The organism is Rhodoferax sp. RT5P35 (assembly GCF_056521385.1).
This window is the reverse complement of record NZ_JBWMAX010000007.1, coordinates 120,177-138,439: the sequence shown is the minus strand read 5'-3', so window position 1 is coordinate 138,439 and position 18,263 is coordinate 120,177. Positions and strand designations below refer to the sequence as shown.

The following is an 18,263-nucleotide window of genomic DNA, read 5'->3' as shown; positions in this document are numbered from 1 at the left end:
CGAAACAGTGGCTTGCAATGCTTTATTTCGGGCGTGGTGGCTTGGGTGTGTTTTCTGGTGGGCTGAGTTGGTCGGCACGTAACTGGCGCACCGCCCGAGCCACCAGGCGCGCGACGTTGCGCACTTCTTCCTGCACTGCTGTGTCCTGGTCCAGGGTGTCGTGGCTGTTGTAGTAGGGCTCGAAATAGCCGATGTAGCGGTCGAGCTTGGCGGCGGAACCGGCGTCGACCATGCCCATCCACTCTAGCCAGTCGGTCAGGCTTTTGCGGTGGCCTTCGACGCCAGCTACGTCGCCGTGCACCACCACGCCGAAGGCGCGGCCGGCCACGTGCTTCGGGTAGTCCCAACCGTTTTCCTCGATGCGCTTGGCCTCTGCCACATGCTTGCCGTGGGTACTGGTCGGATCGGGGTTGCCACCGTCGGCGCAGACCATGCGGTCGATCATCTGCTTCAGCGGACTCGGCGATTGGTACCAGTAGGTTGGCGCCAGAATGATGACGGCATGTGCGGCGACCCAGCGCTCGTAGATTTCGGCCATCCAATCGTTGATCTGACCTAGCGCGTGGTTCGGGTAACAGGTGCAGGGCCAGTGGCAGAGCGGCATGGCACTGGAGACACAGCCTTTGCAGGGATGGATGGTGCGGCCGTATTCAGAGGTCACCAGGCTCAGGTCGAGCAAGTCGGTTTCGGTATTTTCAGCCTCTAGAACCTGCTGGGCGATCTGCGTCAGACGCCAGGTTTTGGAGATCTCGCCGGGGCAAGTGCCATCATTGCGCGCGCTACCGCACACCAGCAGCACTCGCGACGGCGTGGCGCTGTCTTGCCAACGTTGCTGTGCCTGGCGTAGCCGCTTGTGCGTGTCCAGCCATTCTACCGACACCTTGTAGCTGGGATCTGCGTAGCCAGGGCCCGCAGGCTGGGTGATCGGCGCTTTGCGGCCATCTTGCAGCGCCTGCCAGGCGATGTCTTCCAACCGGGCGATGGCATCCTTTTCCGCTGCGAAAGCTGGGTCGTAAAACCGCGTCTGGAAGCGTGTACGGAATACATCGCGGGTTAGCTCTGCAGGTGCTTGTCCGGTTCGGATGGTCGTCACTGCGGGTCCTGATGTAAATGCCTTTGTTTAGGCGTGTAACCCATGGTTGCCGCTGCGGCGGCCCGGGTCTGTGCGGCAGCGCACACTCGCCAGCTTTTTATTGGCTCTGAAGCGCCTCAGCGCCAGGTCGCCCGAACTTGGTCCCGCATACCCGTAATGAGTGATCCAAAGAATGGGCTGGCTAGAGCTATGCGCGCCGCCAACGATTCCCTCAAGGGATTGCTAGCTTTCACTGTCTCGACTATGGGACTGTTCTTTCACAGCGGCTATCCGCAAAAATAGCCTCAGATACTTCAATTACCACGTGGCCAAAGCTTTCTGAATACCAGTCCAGTCAAGATGGCGAGAGCGGCTGTTGCTGTAAATAGCATTTCTGGTACCACGAGCCTCATGACCTCGGGAGACGGTGAATACGTTTGAAGTCGTTGCAGGCAGCACCTGGTGCCACAACGATACAGCCGAGCCTAAGTGTGCTGGCGCACAGATGTTCAACGCACCTCGGTTGATGATTCATTCTCGGTAGTGCGATTCGGTCGGCGATATACGCACGGACGTGATGAAAACCGAATGTCAAATCAGGAGAAATAATGAACGACGAAATACGTCAATGCGCTCGTGCCCTGTGCATAGCCCCGATTGCAGCGCTCTGTTTTACGTTTTGGGGGCACGCCCAGACAGCTGCGCCTATGAAACCCTCTGCAAGCATGGCATCGGGTCAGATGTCGCACGATGCAGCAGGCTCAGAAGGCATGAAGTCATCCATGGCGATGGGTATGGACAAAATGCAAAAAATACCGATGTCCGGCGACACCGACAAGGATTTCGCGATGATGATGAAAATGCACCACCAGCAAGGGGTATACATGGCCCGTATGGAGCTGGAACACGGCAAGTCACCAGAAATGAAAAAGATGGCCAAGCAGATCATCGCCGCACAAAATAAAGAAATTGCCCAATTCGAACGATGGTTGGCCCAGCAAAAGTGAGGCCCCATCCCACGGGCCGCATCAACCTATGACGGGTTCACAGTGAGCGTTGAAATAATCGGACTTGGCAAGCCCTTTGCGGTGTGCTCACAGGCATTGATCAGGTGCGAAAGCGCGTGCTGCATCCGCGTCAAATCTCTCCGCTTTGTCTGAATTTCGTCCAACCGGTCATTGGCAATATGGCGGATCGCAGGCGGGTCAGCGCCATCTTCCAGCTGCAGTAGTTCGGACACCTGTTCCAACAAAGTCCCCGGTTCCTGCGCCCGTTTGATTAAACGGATGCGATCACTTCATGCTACCGGGTAGTACCAGTAGGCACCCGATGATTCGGGTAGCGCAGCACGCTCGGACGTCTTGTGCGGCTCAGCGTCCGTCTTGGGTGGCGTGAGGTTCTTGAGTTCTTGCTCAATAGCGGCAAGGTCTTCGTCCAAGGCTTCATCCAGCAAGCTGACCTGCGCGCTATCGAGCTGCTCACTGCTATGAACCGCCCCGGGTTTCGTGCAGGCCCGTTGATTTAAGTCAGGCCGACGCCAGCGTGGTCTGACTGGCGATTTACCGGCAATAGTTTGCCTCAGCTTCTGCAGGCGGGATACCCGATAGGCTGCAGCAGGGCGCAATGCCAGCGTCGGTCAGTCTCTCGCTGGAGCGGATGCCAAAGTATTGCCACCCCCTGTCAGAGTGATGGATAGCACATGGCCCAAAGGATTCCAGCACTGGTGTGTGCCTTGACTTTCCACTGGGCAGGATGTAGCCCTTGGTGAGTCTGACAACTGTTTTAGCCTGTTTTTTTTGACACAGCGTAACTTGTCTCGCCTGGGAAATTGGAGAGAAGTCCAATTTAATACCAATCCGGTACTACACTGCGTTAGGGCGGTATGTGCAAAGATATTTCAAAGGTGGAGGTAATGATGATGAACCCCATCCCTAAAAATGATGACAGCGGATTACCTTTGGTTGCGGGCACAGGACAACTCCGCAGGCGAGCGGAAGACTTGATGCAGAGCAGTTCTGACGAACTGCAACACAGCCCGAATGCCATGTCGCTGGAAACGATGCGTACAACATTGCACGAGCTTTAAGTTCACCAGATTGAACTGGAGATGCAAAACGAAGAGCTTCGCCGTATACAACTAGTGCTTGACGCAACCCGCGCCCGCTATTTTGACCTGTACGACTTGGCCCCCGTCTCTTATTGCACCGTCGGCGGAAACGGATTAGTGCTAGAAACAAATATGGCTGCTGCCAATTTTCTAGGGTTTACCCGCACTGCCATGGTCGGTCAACGAATAAGCCGCTTCATCGTTAGCACATGCCAAGACTCCTACTACTCTTGTCGCCAGCGCCTTTTTGCCTCTGGGATGACTCAAACATGCGAACTGCAAATTCTCAAAAAGGATGGCAGAAAGTGTTGGGTTGAACTCACCACAAGCATTCAGTACGACGACGAGGGCATGGCGCAACAACATTGGGCGTTGCACGACATAGATGACGCAAAAGTCATGGCAGATGCGATGCGTGAGAGTGAAAGCAGACTTCGAGCCTTGGTCGAAAAGCCGGAACATAAGGGCTAGTAGTCCTCGGGTTTTTTCAAGTGAATGCGCTTGTGGTTAGCGCCAAAAGAGCCATTTTCGACTGACTAAATGCAGTTTGGAATTCACACCGAACTAATGCTTTGAGTTTGACGTCACGATGACGTCCGCCCACATCGTAAAGCGATGGATGTCCAGAGCCACCATGTACTGCTATCTTTACGAATAGTCACAGCTTTAATGCACGCCGTCCTACAGCGTGAGATCGGGAACGCTCCTAGGATCAGCTATTCGTTGATCAGGAGACACCGTGCAAAGCTACCACGCCAAACCTCACGCCGGACACTGGGACTTGACGAAGGAAGGGGGCGAACGTACCTCCATTTCCAAGCCCACCAAAGCGGAACTGATGGCGGCTATAAAAGAGTCCACAGCCGATAAGAACGGTTCCGTCAAGATTCATGGGGTTGACAGCACCATTCAAGAAGAGCGTACATATCCCCGCCCGGCTGATTCTAGGCGATTAGTGGGTTAAAAATCATGGCCACGTCGAAGCCCTCCAGACCTAACCTCGCCCAAACTACAGACAAGAAGGCGGGAATGGCGGCGACCTCCACGCGCTCGCTGTGGAAAGGAGCGATCAGTTTCGGACTGGTCCATGTGCCCATCGCGCTGTACTCCGCAACTGATGAAAGCGATTTGAACTTCAAGATGCTGGACAAACGCTCCATGGATCCCGTAGGGTACAAACGTATCAACAAGAAAAGTGGCAAGGAGGTCCCAGCCGACGCAATCGTCAAAGGGATCGAGTGGGAAGACGGCAGATTCGTGCTGTTGACACCCGAAGAACTGGACGCTGCATATCCAAAAACGACCCAAACGATCGAGATTGAAGCCTTCGTTCCGATAGACGAAATCCCGTTTGTATACCTCGAGAAGCCGTATTACACGGCTCCGATCAACCGCGGACAAAAAGTCTATGCGCTGCTACGGGAGTCGTTGGCAGCCACCCGTAAAGTGGGTGTGGCCAAAGTAGTTATCGCTAACAAGCAGCATCTGGCACTGCTGATGGCATGTGGACCGGCGTTGGTGCTAAATTTGCTGCGTTGGGGCGGGGAAATACGCTCATGGCAAGCCTTGCAACTGCCACCGCAAGGCGTCAAAGAAGCCGGCATAAAGGATGCCGAGATGGCAATGGCGACGCAGTTGATCCAGGAAATGGCATCCTCATGGAATGGCGACGATTTTCGCGACTCCTTTCAGTCGGAGATCATGAAATTGGTTGATACCAAGGCGGCCGCGGGAAAGTTTGAACAGGTTGAGAAAATCGAGAAACAAGAGGCACCGCTTGCCAGCAACATCATTGATTTGACCGAGCTACTCAAACGTAGCCTTTCCGGTAAGAAACAGACGGCAACGACTCCATCGGCAAAGGTGGCGCGGGCGAAGGCAGCGACGGAACCGACTAAGTCTATAAAAAGACCCGCAGTCACTGATCGTGCTCCGCGTAAACAGGCGGTCTCGGCCAAAAAAGCTAAATAAATGCCGGACGCTCTCGCCAAGTACAAAGCGAAGCGCAACTTCGCCCTCACTCCGGAGCCAGGGCATGGCGGCGCATCGGCGGAAGGTGTGCTCTCCTTCGTGGTTCAGAAGCACTGGGCCTCACATCTGCATTACGACTTCCGCTTAGAACTGAATGGGACGATGAAAAGCTGGGCAGTGCCGAAGGGCCCGAGCATGGACCCGAAGGACAAACGTATGGCGGTTCAGGTGGAAGACCACCCCGTTGCCTACAACCAGTTCGAGGGCGAAATCCCCGCAGGCCAATATGGTGCCGGAAAAGTCATCATCTGGGACGAGGGGCATTGGCTTCCGGTCGGTGACCCCGTAAAGGGCTACCGCGACGGCAACCTGAAGTTCGATATGCATGGGCACAAGCTTCGGGGCCGTTGGGCGCTGGTACGGATGAAGGGGAAAAGCGAGAAACAGGTGCCCTGGCTCCTGATCAAAGAAAAGGACACTTTCGCCCGCCCTGCAGCAGAGTTCAGCCTTGTGGATGAAATGCCGGATAGCGTTGTGCCGCTGCGCTTAACAATTGTCGAAAAAAGTGTCAACAGCGCGACAGTTCCACCTTCTACCAAGCTGCCTCCGGGCACTCCCGCTGCCTTGCCCGCAGCACTCCAGCCACAGCTCGCCGTTCTCATGGAAGCTGTCCCCAGCAATCCATCCGATTGGTTGTTTGAAATCAAATTCGATGGTTACCGCATGCTGTGCCGCATTGAGGGCGAGACGGTGCAGCTGTTTACACGTAATGGAAATGACTGGACGCACAAGCTCCCTAAACTTGCCAACTCGCTAGGTCGGCTCGGACTGAAGTCGGCTTGGCTGGACGGGGAGATCGCCGTGACCAATGACAAAGGCCTTCCAAATTTTCAGCGCCTTCAGGACGCATTTGACTGCGGTAGCACCGGAGACATTCTTTATTACCTCTTCGATGTCCCCTATCTCGACGGTCAGGACCTTCGCCAAGAACCACTGGGAACCCGGCGCGCTGCACTTCAACAGCTGTTCAACGCTGAAACGCCAGATAACCTGCGCTTCAGCGACACTTTCGACGTCAAGGCCCAGGACCTTCTGTCAACCGTTTGTCACATGGGTTTGGAAGGAGTGATTGGGGAAAAAAAGGATTCCGTCTATGTTTCTCGACGCTCAGACAGCTGGATCAAACTCAAGTGTCGGCTGCGGCAAGAGTTTGTGGTTGCGGGCTATACCGACCCCAAAGGCAGTCGCGTCGGCCTGGGATCACTGCTATTAGGAGTGCATGATGACAAAGGCCTGTTGCGGTACGCAGGAAACGTGGGTAGTGGGTTTGATGCGCGAACTTTGCTTCAACTGAAGCAAAAGCTCGAAGCCGTAGGCGCAACAACTAACCCATTCGCGGATAAAACCGGCCTAGATAACACCGCCAATTGGGTCAAGCCAATTCTGTTAGCTGAGGTCTCGTTTGCCGAATGGACGGACACACAGCGGATTCGGCACGCGGTGTTTCACGGTCTAAGGTCCGACAAAGCGCCAGAGTCCATTACACGGGAAATTTCGATATCCACCGCCCCGCAAGAGACCGGACCTGTCTCGTTGGCGCCGCAGCTAAAGATTACCCATCCTGAACGCGTTGTGGATGGCTCTACAGGCCTGACCAAGCTGCAGTTGGTGCGTTTCTATAACCTGGTGGCACCTTTGCTGCTGCCACATTTGAAACATCGGCCTGTGTCAATGGTGCGGGCCCCCGCTGGAATTGCAGGTGAGCTTTTTTTCCAAAAACATCTGGAGGGCAAAATGCCGGGGGTAAAGCTGTTAGACCCCTTGCTGGATCCTGGGCACGCCCCTCTGATGGAGGTTGCAACAGAAGAAGCTCTGCTGTCGGCAACTCAGATGAATGTATTGGAGTTTCATACCTGGAATGGCGTCAAGACGGCCATTCATAAACCGGACCGCATGACCTTTGATCTGGATCCAGGAGAAGGTGTGGAATGGAGCAAGATACAACAAGGTGCAGAGCTTGTGCACCAGTTTTTGCAGCAGCTCGGCCTAGCTTCTTTCGTTAAAACCAGTGGCGGAAAAGGTTTGCACATCGTGGTGGCACTCAAGAAGCACTATGGATGGGATGCCGTCAAAGCCTTTTCGCAGGCCATTGTTCTGCATCTGGCGCAAACCTTGCCTCAGCTGTTCGTTGCTAAGAGTGGCCCAAAGAATCGTGTAGGCAAGATCTTCGTGGACTATCTGCGCAATGGCTTTGGTGCTACAACTGTCGCGGCGTGGTCCGCACGGGCAAGGCCTGGAATGGGGGTATCTGTGCCAATCACATGGGACGAGGTGGTAAATCTTTCAAGTTCCGACCATTGGACAGTTACCAATATCCATACGCGCCTGGATCGAGGCAACGATCCCTGGAAAAACTATGCACCCCAGAGCTTGGGTAAAGCTATGAGACTGCTGGATTTCGATCCTCTGAAAGTAGAGGCAGAGGTCTGAACTCGCGCTGTACCAACAAGCAACCCGGTATCCGGCTGACCGCAGGCAGGCTTCACCAAGGTAAGTTCGTATAGGTTTTGGACTGCAACGCCCACTACAACCTGGAGCGAGTATGGCTCGGTGCCCTGGTGCTGGGCTTATCCTTGCAGCGTGTGGGATAGGCGCCCAGCAAGTTACTAGTCGGCGTCTCCCAGCGTACAGCAACCATAGTGAGATTCGGCTTTGTAGATTGGCAGCGTCAAGATACGTCTGGCGAAATCACGAAGTGGATGCCATGTGGCAAGCCAGTGTTGATTTATGCGACGCTTCGATGCGGTGTGTCTGCGGCCATCTCCTACGTCTAGTCGAGCTTTTGACGACTAGTAGCCCGAAGTAGGTTCGAGGACCATAACGTTGTTGATACCAACCAAGGAACGCGATATGAAACATCGAGAGCTTTTCTCTTCCGCCCTAATCGGGGCGGTTGCTAGCGCGAGATCCATGACGCCGATGGCCAGCATCGCAGCAGCACGGCTTCTGAATTACCAGACGCCGGGACAACTCGTTCTGCTTGATCATCCTCTGTTCAGATTTGGTGCCTTGGCTATGGGGGTCGGTGAGTTTTTCGGTGACAAGATGAAGACTGCACCTGATCGCACCGTCTTTTTGGGACTGTTAGCGCGAGTGCTGAGCGCTGGCATCGCGGGCGCCGCACTTGCTCCCCCCGGTCGTGAGAAAGCCGGCGCTGCAATGGCGGTTGCAACAGCCGTACCTCTTGCGTATTTGACGTTAGCCGGCCGTAAACGCGCAATGGCGCACATTGGTCAGACGAGTAGCGGGTTGATCGAAGATGTGATGGTTATCGCTGCGGGAGCTGCGATCGTGGCTCTGGCGGTCAAGCGCAGAACAACCATTTTGCTGACACCATCGTAGTTCCCGGCAAGTTATAAGCCGGCGTTTACCGCCGCACAGCAACTGTAGTGGGATTGGTTCTAAAGGGCTATGAATCAAACTCACTCGGTGTCTCGACCCTCCAATGTTTGGAGAGTATTCGTCCATTTGAGCGCCGATCGACACCACTTTTGCAATGTCGGCACCAGTGCCTGTCTCTCTGCCAAACAGCCTACTCTCAGACCGAAAATGTTTGGATGATCCGCGTCGTACGCGTACAGCGGAGAGCCGCAATCAAGACAAAACGCTTGCGCACGTCTTGATCCGCTATCGCCAAGCTTGACATAAATCTTAGGCTCCCCAGCAACTAACTGAAAGGATCCCTCTGCTGCAGGTACTGAAACCCGATAGGCAGTGCCGGTGAGCCGCTGGCAGTCTGTGCAGTGGCATATCGTGGTTTGCTGTGGTATTGCGATGGCTTCGTACTGGACAGCGCCACAGTGGCAACTACCATGGACTTTCATGGGGAGATTTTCAAGAACTGAATGCAGCCGGACGGGCGAGCACTTGCTGGTCGATTCCGGTATGCGCATCACGGCACTAATACAACCTTGCGGCATTCCTCTTCCTTTTTCTCAAAAATTTCATACCCGCGTGCCGCATCGGACAACCCCATGCGATGCGAGATGATGACTTCGGGACTCATCCGCCCATCGGCGATGTATCCCAACAATTCAGGCATGTAACGCTGGACATGGGTTTGCCCCATTTTAAATGTCAGCCCTTTTTCAAAGGCGTCGCCAAAAAGAAAGCCGTGGATGAAGCCCGCGTACACACCGGGTACGCTGACGACCCCACCGCGGCGCGTAGCCGCAATACATTGGCGTAAAGCCTTACCGCTGGAGCCTTCGAGTTTGATAGCGGTAAGCGCGGTCTCTATCGCGCTACCTTTCGCCTCAAAGCCGACTGCATCAATCGTCGCGTCCACGCCGTGCCTATTGGTAGTGGTTGACGACAATTACCTTGGCCGGTTAACGACAACTATGTTGGCCGGTTAGCGGCCTACACCGGGCGGGTCCGGGAGGCGGGGCTACCGTTGAACCTTCGAACATGAATCGAAGGTAGACGGCATGCCCGGCAAGAGAATCACGGACCACCAAGTGCACAAGTACAAGCAACACCGCAACCAGCTCAGCCAGGTCGCGTCTGCCGCCAAGGCCGGCATCAGTGAACGCAGCGCCCGTCGCATTGAAGATGCCAACCATCTGCCCTCACAGCGCCCCGAACGGAACTGGCGCACCCGCCCCGACCCATTGGAGGCGGTCTGGGACAGTGAAGTCGTGCCACTGTTGCAAACGGATGCCCGGCTCAATGCCGTTACCCTGCTCGAAGAGCTGCAACGCCGCTATCCGGGTCAGTGGGACAGCAGCGTGCTGCGCACCCTGCAGCGCCGTGTCCGTCAGTGGCGTGCCAAGTACGGCGCCGAACGCGAGGTCTACTTCGCCCAGGAGCACCCGCCCGGACGCCAGTGCCTGTCGGACTTCACCGTGCTCGATGAGCTCTGCGTCGAGATTGACGGGGTTGTGTTTGCCCATCGTCTGTACCAGTTTGCATTGGCCTATTCCGGTTGGCGCCACGCCACGGTCATCGACTCCGGCGAGAGCTTCATGGCGCTATCCACCGGACTGCAAGCGGCCCTCTGGGCCTTGGGCGGCGTGCCGGAAGAACACCGCACCGACAGTCTGTCGGCGGCGTTCAACAACGTGGCCGAACAGGAAGAGCTGACGCGCCGCTATGCCGGCTTGTGCAGCCACTACGGTCTACGGGCTACACGCTGCAACCCGGGCCAGTCCAACGAGAACGGCTCCATCGAATCGCGCCACGATTCCCTCAAGACGGCGCTCGACCAGGCCTTGCGGCTGCGCGGCAGCCGCAGCTTTGGGCTGCGCCGAGAATACGAGGCGTTTGTCGACACCATCGTGCAGCGCATGAATGCACGCACCACCAAGTTGCTGGCCATCGAGCGCACCATGCTCAAGGCCTTGCCGGTGCGGCGCACCGCCGAGTTCGAAGAGATTCCGGTACGGGTCAGCAAGTACGCCATCTTCACCGTCAAGGGTGCGCAGTACAGCACGCCAAGCCAGTTGATTGGGCACCGGTTGATGGTGCGTCAGTACGCCGAGCACATTGAATGCTGGCTAGGTGGCCAGTGTGTGTTGAGCCTTGCGCGTGCCAGGCCGGGCGATGGCCAGCGCCATGGACGCTCGATTGATTACCGCCATTTAGTTGGCGCATTGAAACGCAAGCCCGGCGCCTTTGCGCGTTGGGTGCTGCGCGATGCCGCCTTCCCGCGTGCGGTGTACCGCCAGACCTGGGAGCGTCTGGCTGGCAGCAAGCCCGAGCGCGAAGCCTGCAAGACCATGGTGGGCCTGCTGGTCCTGGCCGCCGATGGGCACGAGGCGCAGTTGGCGCAGGAGCTGGAGCAACTCATCGAACTCGACCAGTTGCCCGACCTGCATGCGCTGACGCTATTGCTGGCACCCCCGCGTGCAGAGATACCGCAGGTGATGGTGACGCTGCCGGCCTTGGCCAGTTACGACGCGCTGTTTGAGGTGGCCCCATGAGCGCGGCGCCAATTAGCACGTCAATTACCGCCACATCGGCACGTCTGGGCGTGATGCTCACAGACCTGCGCCTGCCCACCATCAAGCGCCTGGCGGGCGACCTGTGCGCACAGTCGGACCTTGAGGGTTGGCCCGCACACCGCCTGCTCGAAGCGTTACTGGAGCACGAAATCAATGAACGAGAGTCTCGCCGCATTGACCGCCACCGCGTGGAGTCCGGGCTCAGCCCGGATAAACGCCTCTCCAGCTTTGACTTCACGGCCGTTCCCACCGTGTCCAAGGCCCAGGTGATGGCACTGGCCGAAGGTACGCAGTGGCTGGACCGGGGCGCCAACGTACTGCTGTTCGGGCCACCCGGCGTGGGCAAGAGCCATTTGGTATGTGCTCTGGGCCATGCCCTGATTGATGCCGGGCGGCGGGTGCTGTTTACGCGCTGTTCGGACCTGGTGCAGCGCTTGCAGGCGGCCCGGCGGGACTTGCGACTGCCGCAGGAATTGGCCAAGCTGGACCGGTTTGACTTGCTGATTCTGGATGACCTGAGCTATGTACGGCGAGACCAGTCAGAAACCTCTGTGCTGTTCGAGCTCATATCGGAGCGTTATGAACGCAAGAGCCTGGCCCTCACTGCCAACACGCCGTTCTCCCAATGGGGCGAGGTGTTTGTGGAGCCGGCTATGACGCTGGCGGCCGTTGACCGCCTGGTACACCACTCGACGATTCTGGAAATGAATGTGGAGAGTTACCGCCGGCGGGCAGCTCAGCAGCAAGCCCCAGCAGTACGCAAGGCACGTTCAACGACATAAAGATTCAAAATCATTCCCCGCTTCCACCGGCCAGGATAGTTGTCGCCGAGCGGTCAAGATAGTTGACACCGACCATGGTAGCTTTCAGCATCGTGGCGGCGGGGTCATCGTCTTCGTCAAAATTAATCGGAATCACGCCATAGGTGGACCTTGCGTACTCCAAACGATATACGTTGTGGTCGATCATAAAAATCTGCTCTGCTCCCAAAAAGCGAGCCGACAACGCGCTCATGAGGCCTACTGGCCCAGCGCCAAAAATAGCCACCGACGATCCGGGGACTATTTGGGCATTCACGGCCGCCTGATATCCCGTAGGTAGGATATCGGACAGAAACAGGACCTGCTCATCTTTCAATACGTTAGGGATCTTCAGGGGACCGACATTGGCCTTGGGCACCCGCACGAACTCTGCTTGCCCGCCTGCGTAGCCGCCGTACAGATGGCTGTAGCCAAACAGACCTGCACCCGGCGTCGAGCCCTTGATATTCATGATGGCACCACGCCCAGTGTTGGTACTTTCACAAGCGGCGAACAATGTCTTGTCGCAGTAAAAGCAGCTGCCACATGCAATGACGAACGGTACGACTACACGGTCACCACGGTGCAGGTCAGTAACTCCCGCTCCTACCTCTTCCACCACCCCCATGAATTCGTGACCCAGTATGTCGCCATCCTTCATGCCTGGAATCTTGCCTCGGTAAATATGCAGATCCGACCCGCAGATGGCCGTGGCGGTGACCCGTAAGACGATATCGTCATCAGCTTGCAGAATCGGATCCGGAACCGTTTCAACACGGACATCCTTAGCGCCTTGGTAGGTAAGTGCTTTCATGGGTATTCCTGGGCAGTGGGTTGGAGTGGGCCCAATGTCTCCTGCTTACCAACGAGCGTCTGTAGGACATCCGGCTGCTGAGCGGGCGCAGATCTCCCACGCGCCCTGGCTGGCCGAGTCGGCATGTCGCGCGACGCGACGTTGCCGCAGCTATCTGATGGAACTATTATCCCCAGACTGATCAACTCGCTTCAGTTAGGTTTTAAGGTATGAGGTAGTCTTAAGCCCATCTGGACGAAGAAAGAACCGCACAATCTCTGCAGAAGCATTCGGACCATTTATGTCGGTGTAGGAGCCTTCAGCACTCCCGCCGAACCAGGTGTGTGACCCTCCGTGTACAACCCAGTCCTCAATCCGACTTATTCCCAGCGGGTCTACATACTCGGTCGCGGTAGATTTCCTACCATCGGATTTCGTCCCGACCCGCCTGCGGCTCTTTAGAACAACGTCAGACTGCTTATGGGCGAGCACGGACTGCTGGACGATGGCCTCACAATTTGCAGCCGACACCTTGGTATCCGCGTCACCGTGAATGACGATGGTGGGCATAGGAGGCCTGCCCAAAGTGCTGCTGGATACGGACGCATCCTTGCATCGCGGAGAAAGCGGATAAAACATCGTGCGCAGCACCCAGCGGCAGGCCCGAGTGGGCAGCGACACCGGCGAAGATTTCTGGGTAGCACCGCCGTAGATGCCACGCTTATTCCCGCACCCAGCTCCACAAAGAACAAAGACAAGGCCCGCGACCCCGAGATGCATTCGAGTAAGAAAGGCAACCAGTGAGACTTCGGAATGAAAGCCCACATCGGGGTGGACGCGGATTCGGGGCTGTTGCACCCCTTGCGCGGTACCTCCGGCCACGTAGGCGACATCACCGAAGGCAACAGCTTGCTGCATGGCCAAGAAACCGATGCCTTCGGGGATGCTGGCTACCAAGGAGTGGCCACGCTCGCTACCGCTTCGAAGTCATCATTGGCAAAAGCGCCCCGCTGATGGCCTCCATCGGTTCAGCACGCAAGGCGGCACGCGGCAAAGCCAATGTTCTGCTGTCGGGAGAAAGCGGCGTCGGCAAGGAAATGTTCGCCCAAGCCATTCACAACGCCAGCCGCAGCATGGCGCTTGTTGTAAAGCCGTACACCGGCTTGTCTAGCAAAGAGGCATATCTGGCGAGAAACCGATGCGCCAGCACGGGAATGTCGGCAGGTCGCTCGCGCAGCGGTGGCAAGCCGATCTCGATCACATTGCAGCGGTAGTACAAATCCTCTCGGAACGTGCGTTCTGCAACCTGTGCACGCAGATCACGGTTGCTGGCGGAAATCACGCGTACGTCCACCGGAATCCCGCGAGTGTCGCCTACTCGCACCACCTCGCGTTCTTGCAGCACGCGCAGTAACTTGGCCTGCACAGCGAAAGGGAACTCCGAGATTTCGTCCAGAAAAATGGTTCCGCCGGAAGGCACCTCGAACTTTCCGGGACGCCCTTCGCGGCGTGCACCGGTAAAACTGCCGACCGCATAGCCAAACAGCTCGCTTTCAATGAGGTCATGCGGTAGCGCCGCGCAATTGATGGCAATGAAGGCGCCTTCGCGGCGCGGGCTATCTGAATACAACGCCGTGTCGAACGACGGCACTAGGCCCTAAACATTGACCGTTGCGGAGACTACTAGTCTTTCCAAATTCTGCAGTAGATAAATGCGGTTTAGATCAAAACTCTCCAAAAAATATGAAGAGTCAAAAACCACCCTGGCTTGAGGTCAGGGTGGTTTTTGGTGTCGATTCGAACTAGCTGACGTCAGACGATATTTCTTGTATGAACCTCCATATGAGAAATTGATCGCACGGCCACAGATCCGCATCAATTCAACACAAGCACCGCGACGATCACCAGCACGATGATGATCCCAGCCACGACCTGCCCAAACGCCGGAAACATCAGCACCGGCCAGACCAGTCCTCGCCCCATGTTGTACATCAGCCCTTTGTAGGCCGTATCCCCCCAAATCCACTGCTGAAGCCCAAACAACAGCCCTACGACTGCGTAGATGGCGATGATCTTTTGCTTTTTACCCATTTGAATTACCTTTCGTTGATTTAAAAATGGATCCACGCCATGAAGCGGGAACCGGATCCGTTCAGTCCGCACCAAAATACCGATCTGCGTTGTTCCGGGCCTGCGCGGATTGGCCTCCAGAAGCCAGTGGCTTCAAGATGCTGCGCAGCATGCTCAGAAGCGGCCCGTCACCCTCCTCTCTCGGCAGTAAATCGGGGTCGGCCTCTGCCGTTCCTTGCAGCACCCCAAGGAGGTTGCTGCTCAGCAAATACACCTTGCCCAGTTCGTTAAACGCGTCCTGCCCCAGGCGTCCTTGGGACAGGCTGGCCTCGGTGGTTTCAAAGTAGCCCACCGCCAGCCCAGAAAACACCTGGTCAAACGCGGGATCGTCCATGTCCATGGATCGCATTTGCCGGTACAGCGCCCCAAACTGCGTCTTAGTCGCAGCGAAGAGCTGATCGGGCGTCGGCAGTTCACTCGAGGCCGGTGAAGCGGTTGAACCGTTAGCCTCGGTGGGCTGACTACTCGCAGGGGTGGGGGATGCCTGGTCCGCCGTGCTGTACTTCTCGACCGCATAATTTTGGATCCGTGCAAACAGCGCATCCACCCCTTTGGCATCCGGCATGTTCAACTGGATCAGCTTTCGACCGTTGAGATACAGAGCGTTCTTGCTGGTCTCCAAAGCCTGCATGGCTTTCAGTTGGAATATCCGACCCTCAGACCCCAGGGATTTCAGGAACAGTGCGCTCTCCGTCACCAGAATCCCATCCCCACCGCCTCCAAAGACGGTGTCATCGATGAGGACGACCACATCCGAAGCGCCTGTGTCCTCCCCATAGCTCTCTAGAGCACCGCTCAGTTTCTTCAGCGGAATCTGGGGAGCCAGATAGATCCGGTCAAATCCTGCGAAGTTGGAGAAGTTTTTGTCCAGGTACTGCCGCAAACTCAGTTTGGGGCCTGTTTGCTTGGGCTGGCTGGCGCTGGAAGGTTCTGCCGGTCGATGGCTGGCCTGCTGCAATGCCTGGTCATGTGCCGCACGGGCGCTGGGGTCGGACAAAACCTGGTAAGCCGTGTTGACCATCTGCATCTGCTGCGTCGCCCACTGGATGGTCGTGGTTTCATCCTGGTTGTAGCGGTCCGGGTGGTACTGGGAGCGTCGGGCTTTGAAGGCCAGGTTTATTTCTTCGGTGGAGGCGTTCGCACGTATCCCCAGGGTTGCATAGTGGTTTGTCGTATTCATAGGCGTTTCTAAGTTAGGTAGGTGTCCATCCGGACGTGGATTCCGACCAGTGGTCAGGCTGAGGACGCGGGCCGGGAAGCGGCGACCGCCACGTTCTAGGACTTCCCCGCATCAATGGCTTGCTGTTTGGCGTCTCGGCAGACGCTGGAGTCAGCCCATTCCATCGCCTTCCGGATCACGTGGGCTGGGTCGGTCAGGGAACCCGCCGGATACAGCTCGTCATTGATCTTTTGATTGATCAGCATGGCAAACTGGGCAACGCTGACCTCGATCTTCAATTCCCGTATGGCGTTCGTGAGGGCGATCTCTACACCGCGTAGCAGGACCTTGTCCTCAAGGGTGGAACCCGCCTTGTAGCAACGCCCCAACTCCACCAGGCGATCCTGCGGACTCTGGGAACATGCCGACAGCAGTGCGAGCGTCGGTAGCCAAAGGCTGCGAATCTTGGATAAATCAGCTTTCATTGGGTGCTCTCCCTCACTATGTATTTTGATGACTAAGAGTCACATAAAAGTCTAAAAAAATGCACCATTAAAGGTGCTGGTTCCAGTGGTAAAGGCCGACACTGGGTGAGGCACACCATCAATCTGCGCGTCAAACCGTGGGAGCGCGGTCCTCCCGAATATCAGATGCAAACCAGATGTGACTCTTAGTCCGTAGTCTTAAAGTCCACCATTATTCACTATGCGGAGGTGACACAAAAGACCTCGGCAAGCACCCCAGCAAAGACTCCAGCCAAACCCGCCAAACGGGTGGCAGTTGCCGCTGTGCGCCCTACCGTGAAGCCAGTTGCCAAGCCTGCGCTGAGTCCCCGAGGTCGGGGTTCTGTTGCGCCCGCAGTAGACAACGACCGCTTGCTGGCCCTGTTTGCCGCCAATATGCGACAGCTGCGTCAGTACCGCCAGCTCTCCCAAGAAGCTCTAGCGGATCTGTGCGACTTGGACAGAACGTACATCTCGGGAATTGAACGCAAACGCCGAAACCTTGGCATACGCAACATCCAACGCATTGCCGATGCACTGGATGTAGATCCCAGATTGCTGCTTGATCCGCTGTTGCACCGGGACCCTCAATACCTCAGCTGACGCGTGCTGTGATGAGTTCGCTTTGTTCAGACGACCGTGCTTACTTGTTGAAGTTGCGCCACTCTCCGCTCCAGCTTGCTCGCCAATCGGGGTTTTCCAACAGTTAGGGATGACCGTGGCATGGGTTCCAAGGCCAGTTTACCATCGTCAGAGACCCCTGCCCCATCGCTCTGCGGGTAGAACTCCTCCACAACCGCCGAACCCTCCTCCTCAGACTCTTCAAATGCACCATTGGCATAGCCCTGGCGTGCAGCCTCGTCCAAAGCCGCCTGGTCAAAGCCCGCCGCCTTGCGGAGATCGGCCTCTGCTCTGGCATGAGCCATCGCCTCCACCAGGGTCATACCAGTTTTAACCGTCAGATCGACGTAGTAAATCGCCGCCCGGTGCGACTGGGCTGTTGATTTGCCCCGCAGCCGCAGTTCCAATGGCAAGGTCGAGAGCAAGCCACCCGATACCGCATGGAAATATTTGAGGCGCGCCGACAGAGTGCGGATACTGTTGAATCCCGTGGTTCGGAACACAAAGCTGCCCAGCTCATCGTCACCGCCCATGCCCCCGCTCCCACCTCCGCCACTACCGCCATCTGCAGTGGCTCCCACATCACCGCCGATGCGCACATGCAAACGTCCATAGGGCTTGCAGTACCCGCCGCGGGCGAGTTCACAGCTGTGAGGCGACGGACAGGGCAATGTCTGGATCCCGTCTGCGGTAGAGCGTTTGCAGGTTTCCCCGTTGCCGACACACAGGGGGCGACCGGTCTGCCGCTCAAACAGGCTGTAGTTGGCACGCAGGTTCAGGTCCGGGTCATCAAACAGCAAACGGACCGGAATGGTGCGCAGCTTGGCACCGACATTGCCATGGACTTTGCCGCTGGCACTAGCATTGGCATAGCGCAAGACTTCGTCCATAGGGTGGTTGACCCAACCATCCTTGTTCTGCACCTGGCTGGTGACAGTGAATTCATCGTCCTTTTCTGGGACGCGCTTGCCAGCTTTGGCGACCATACGGCCGATGGAGATCCGGCCAATCACCGGGGGCGTTAACGCCAAACCTTTGAGCATGGTGTTTCCTTTCATTTGTTGAGACAAGACAGATTCGCCCTGTGCCTATGCAGCAGAGC

At 56.7% G+C, this 18,263-nt stretch carries 21 protein-coding genes and 2 pseudogenes; 12 read left to right on the top strand and 11 right to left on the bottom strand.

Annotation, left to right across the window (positions count from 1 at the left end):
• Positions 1 to 22: 22 nt before the first annotated feature.
• Positions 23 to 1,093: a flavodoxin family protein gene (locus tag AC097L_RS12995; RefSeq protein ID WP_479586851.1), complete on the bottom strand. Its 1,071-nt coding sequence runs from the start codon at positions 1,091 to 1,093 to the stop codon at positions 23 to 25.
• A gap of 587 nt (positions 1,094 to 1,680) precedes the next feature.
• On the opposite strand from AC097L_RS12995, the gene AC097L_RS12990 reads away from it, so the two are divergent.
• Complete coding sequence (locus tag AC097L_RS12990) at positions 1,681 to 2,079, top strand: DUF305 domain-containing protein (RefSeq protein WP_479586850.1); 399 nt, start codon at positions 1,681 to 1,683, stop codon at positions 2,077 to 2,079.
• 26 nt (positions 2,080 to 2,105) lie between these two features.
• Here AC097L_RS12990 and AC097L_RS12985 read toward each other — a convergent pair whose 3' ends face one another.
• On the bottom strand, positions 2,106 to 2,360 hold the full coding sequence (locus AC097L_RS12985; protein ID WP_479586981.1) for a MerR family DNA-binding protein: 255 nt from the start codon (positions 2,358 to 2,360) through the stop codon (positions 2,106 to 2,108).
• 9 nt (positions 2,361 to 2,369) lie between these two features.
• Positions 2,370 to 2,510, bottom strand: coding sequence for a hypothetical protein (locus AC097L_RS12980; RefSeq protein WP_479586849.1), 141 nt, complete (start codon positions 2,508 to 2,510; stop codon positions 2,370 to 2,372).
• Positions 2,511 to 2,987: 477 nt separating this feature from the next.
• On the opposite strand from AC097L_RS12980, the gene AC097L_RS12975 reads away from it, so the two are divergent.
• The 6 genes from AC097L_RS12975 (at position 2,988) to AC097L_RS12950 (ending at position 8,552) form a co-directional block, all read left to right on the top strand.
• Positions 2,988 to 3,158, top strand: a complete 171-nt coding sequence (locus AC097L_RS12975) for a hypothetical protein (protein WP_479586848.1) — start codon at positions 2,988 to 2,990, stop codon at positions 3,156 to 3,158.
• A 21-nt stretch (positions 3,159 to 3,179) separates the two neighbouring features.
• Complete coding sequence (locus AC097L_RS12970; protein ID WP_479586847.1) at positions 3,180 to 3,650, top strand: PAS domain-containing protein; 471 nt, start codon at positions 3,180 to 3,182, stop codon at positions 3,648 to 3,650.
• A gap of 268 nt (positions 3,651 to 3,918) precedes the next feature.
• Complete coding sequence (locus AC097L_RS12965) at positions 3,919 to 4,143, top strand: DUF2188 domain-containing protein (RefSeq protein WP_479586846.1); 225 nt, start codon at positions 3,919 to 3,921, stop codon at positions 4,141 to 4,143.
• 5 nt (positions 4,144 to 4,148) lie between these two features.
• A complete protein-coding gene (gene ku / locus AC097L_RS12960; RefSeq protein ID WP_479586845.1) occupies positions 4,149 to 5,150 on the top strand; it encodes a non-homologous end joining protein Ku in 1,002 nt (333 codons plus the stop codon).
• Complete coding sequence (gene ligD, locus AC097L_RS12955) at positions 5,151 to 7,640, top strand: DNA ligase D (protein ID WP_479586844.1); 2,490 nt, start codon at positions 5,151 to 5,153, stop codon at positions 7,638 to 7,640. It begins immediately after the preceding gene.
• Between the two features lie 420 nt (positions 7,641 to 8,060).
• The gene (locus AC097L_RS12950; protein WP_479586843.1) at positions 8,061 to 8,552 is read left to right on the top strand and encodes a hypothetical protein; all 492 of its coding nucleotides are present in this window, start codon (positions 8,061 to 8,063) and stop codon (positions 8,550 to 8,552) included.
• An 80-nt stretch (positions 8,553 to 8,632) separates the two neighbouring features.
• On the opposite strand, the gene AC097L_RS12945 is transcribed toward AC097L_RS12950, so the two are convergent.
• Complete coding sequence (locus tag AC097L_RS12945) at positions 8,633 to 9,034, bottom strand: GFA family protein (protein WP_479586842.1); 402 nt, start codon at positions 9,032 to 9,034, stop codon at positions 8,633 to 8,635.
• A gap of 68 nt (positions 9,035 to 9,102) precedes the next feature.
• The gene (locus AC097L_RS12940) at positions 9,103 to 9,498 is read right to left on the bottom strand and encodes an alcohol dehydrogenase (RefSeq protein ID WP_479586841.1); all 396 of its coding nucleotides are present in this window, start codon (positions 9,496 to 9,498) and stop codon (positions 9,103 to 9,105) included.
• Between the two features lie 142 nt (positions 9,499 to 9,640).
• Here AC097L_RS12940 and istA point away from each other — a divergent pair, with 142 nt between their 5' ends.
• Together istA and istB are read left to right on the top strand one after the other, a co-directional pair.
• A complete protein-coding gene (istA, locus tag AC097L_RS12935) occupies positions 9,641 to 11,134 on the top strand; it encodes an IS21 family transposase (RefSeq protein ID WP_479586840.1) in 1,494 nt (497 codons plus the stop codon).
• Positions 11,131 to 11,937, top strand: coding sequence for an IS21-like element helper ATPase IstB (gene istB / locus AC097L_RS12930; protein WP_479586839.1), 807 nt, complete (start codon positions 11,131 to 11,133; stop codon positions 11,935 to 11,937). Before istA ends, istB begins: the two co-directional genes overlap by 4 nt.
• A gap of 10 nt (positions 11,938 to 11,947) precedes the next feature.
• On the opposite strand, the gene AC097L_RS12925 is transcribed toward istB, so the two are convergent.
• Positions 11,948 to 12,769, bottom strand: a complete 822-nt coding sequence (locus AC097L_RS12925; protein ID WP_479586838.1) for an alcohol dehydrogenase catalytic domain-containing protein — start codon at positions 12,767 to 12,769, stop codon at positions 11,948 to 11,950.
• A gap of 681 nt (positions 12,770 to 13,450) precedes the next feature.
• Here AC097L_RS12925 and AC097L_RS12920 point away from each other — a divergent pair.
• Together AC097L_RS12920 and AC097L_RS12915 are read left to right on the top strand one after the other, a co-directional pair.
• Positions 13,451 to 13,711: pseudogene (locus AC097L_RS12920) on the top strand (transposase); the annotation flags it as partial.
• 50 nt (positions 13,712 to 13,761) lie between these two features.
• Positions 13,762 to 13,821 (top strand): annotated as a pseudogene (locus tag AC097L_RS12915) (hypothetical protein); the annotation flags it as partial.
• A gap of 41 nt (positions 13,822 to 13,862) precedes the next feature.
• On the opposite strand, the gene AC097L_RS12910 reads toward AC097L_RS12915, so the two are convergent.
• The 4 genes from AC097L_RS12910 to AC097L_RS12895 all read right to left on the bottom strand — a co-directional run bounded on the left by AC097L_RS12910 (position 13,863) and on the right by AC097L_RS12895 (position 16,522).
• Positions 13,863 to 14,399 carry a sigma 54-interacting transcriptional regulator gene (locus tag AC097L_RS12910; protein WP_479586837.1) on the bottom strand — a complete coding sequence of 179 codons (537 nt, stop codon included), beginning with the start codon at positions 14,397 to 14,399 and terminating at the stop codon, positions 13,863 to 13,865.
• A 224-nt stretch (positions 14,400 to 14,623) separates the two neighbouring features.
• Entirely contained in the window at positions 14,624 to 14,839 is a 216-nt protein-coding gene (locus AC097L_RS12905) for a hypothetical protein (protein WP_479586836.1), read from the bottom strand.
• 61 nt (positions 14,840 to 14,900) lie between these two features.
• The gene (locus AC097L_RS12900; RefSeq protein WP_479586835.1) at positions 14,901 to 16,058 is read right to left on the bottom strand and encodes a J domain-containing protein; all 1,158 of its coding nucleotides are present in this window, start codon (positions 16,056 to 16,058) and stop codon (positions 14,901 to 14,903) included.
• Positions 16,059 to 16,153: 95 nt separating this feature from the next.
• Positions 16,154 to 16,522, bottom strand: coding sequence for a hypothetical protein (locus AC097L_RS12895; protein WP_479586834.1), 369 nt, complete (start codon positions 16,520 to 16,522; stop codon positions 16,154 to 16,156).
• A 414-nt stretch (positions 16,523 to 16,936) separates the two neighbouring features.
• On the opposite strand from AC097L_RS12895, the gene AC097L_RS12890 reads away from it, so the two are divergent.
• Positions 16,937 to 17,143 (top strand): helix-turn-helix domain-containing protein, encoded by a 207-nt coding sequence (locus tag AC097L_RS12890; RefSeq protein ID WP_479586980.1) that lies wholly within the window; start codon positions 16,937 to 16,939, stop codon positions 17,141 to 17,143.
• A gap of 26 nt (positions 17,144 to 17,169) precedes the next feature.
• On the opposite strand, the gene AC097L_RS12885 is transcribed toward AC097L_RS12890, so the two are convergent.
• Positions 17,170 to 18,204 carry a recombination directionality factor gene (locus tag AC097L_RS12885; protein WP_479586833.1) on the bottom strand — a complete coding sequence of 345 codons (1,035 nt, stop codon included), beginning with the start codon at positions 18,202 to 18,204 and terminating at the stop codon, positions 17,170 to 17,172.
• Positions 18,205 to 18,263: the final 59 nt, after the last annotated feature.

Bases quoted from the DNA above. Each gene is read 5' to 3' on its own strand.
- AC097L_RS12990 (WP_479586850.1), top strand. From the start codon at position 1,681: ATGAACGACGAAATACGTCAATGCGCTCGTGCCCTGTGCATAGCCCCG.
- AC097L_RS12890 (WP_479586980.1), top strand. From the start codon at position 16,937: ATGCGACAGCTGCGTCAGTACCGCCAGCTCTCCCAAGAAGCTCTAGCG.
- AC097L_RS12925 (WP_479586838.1), bottom strand. From the start codon at position 12,769: ATGAAAGCACTTACCTACCAAGGCGCTAAGGATGTCCGTGTTGAAACG.
- AC097L_RS12895 (WP_479586834.1), bottom strand. From the start codon at position 16,522: ATGAAAGCTGATTTATCCAAGATTCGCAGCCTTTGGCTACCGACGCTC.
- istA (WP_479586840.1), top strand. From the start codon at position 9,641: ATGCCCGGCAAGAGAATCACGGACCACCAAGTGCACAAGTACAAGCAA.
- ligD (WP_479586844.1), top strand. From the start codon at position 5,151: ATGCCGGACGCTCTCGCCAAGTACAAAGCGAAGCGCAACTTCGCCCTC.
- ku (WP_479586845.1), top strand. From the start codon at position 4,149: ATGGCCACGTCGAAGCCCTCCAGACCTAACCTCGCCCAAACTACAGAC.
- AC097L_RS12970 (WP_479586847.1), top strand. From the start codon at position 3,180: ATGCAAAACGAAGAGCTTCGCCGTATACAACTAGTGCTTGACGCAACC.
- AC097L_RS12950 (WP_479586843.1), top strand. From the start codon at position 8,061: ATGAAACATCGAGAGCTTTTCTCTTCCGCCCTAATCGGGGCGGTTGCT.
- AC097L_RS12945 (WP_479586842.1), bottom strand. From the start codon at position 9,034: ATGAAAGTCCATGGTAGTTGCCACTGTGGCGCTGTCCAGTACGAAGCC.
- AC097L_RS12900 (WP_479586835.1), bottom strand. From the start codon at position 16,058: ATGAATACGACAAACCACTATGCAACCCTGGGGATACGTGCGAACGCC.
- AC097L_RS12885 (WP_479586833.1), bottom strand. From the start codon at position 18,204: ATGCTCAAAGGTTTGGCGTTAACGCCCCCGGTGATTGGCCGGATCTCC.
- istB (WP_479586839.1), top strand. From the start codon at position 11,131: ATGAGCGCGGCGCCAATTAGCACGTCAATTACCGCCACATCGGCACGT.
- AC097L_RS12905 (WP_479586836.1), bottom strand. From the start codon at position 14,839: ATGGGTAAAAAGCAAAAGATCATCGCCATCTACGCAGTCGTAGGGCTG.
- AC097L_RS12975 (WP_479586848.1), top strand. From the start codon at position 2,988: ATGATGAACCCCATCCCTAAAAATGATGACAGCGGATTACCTTTGGTT.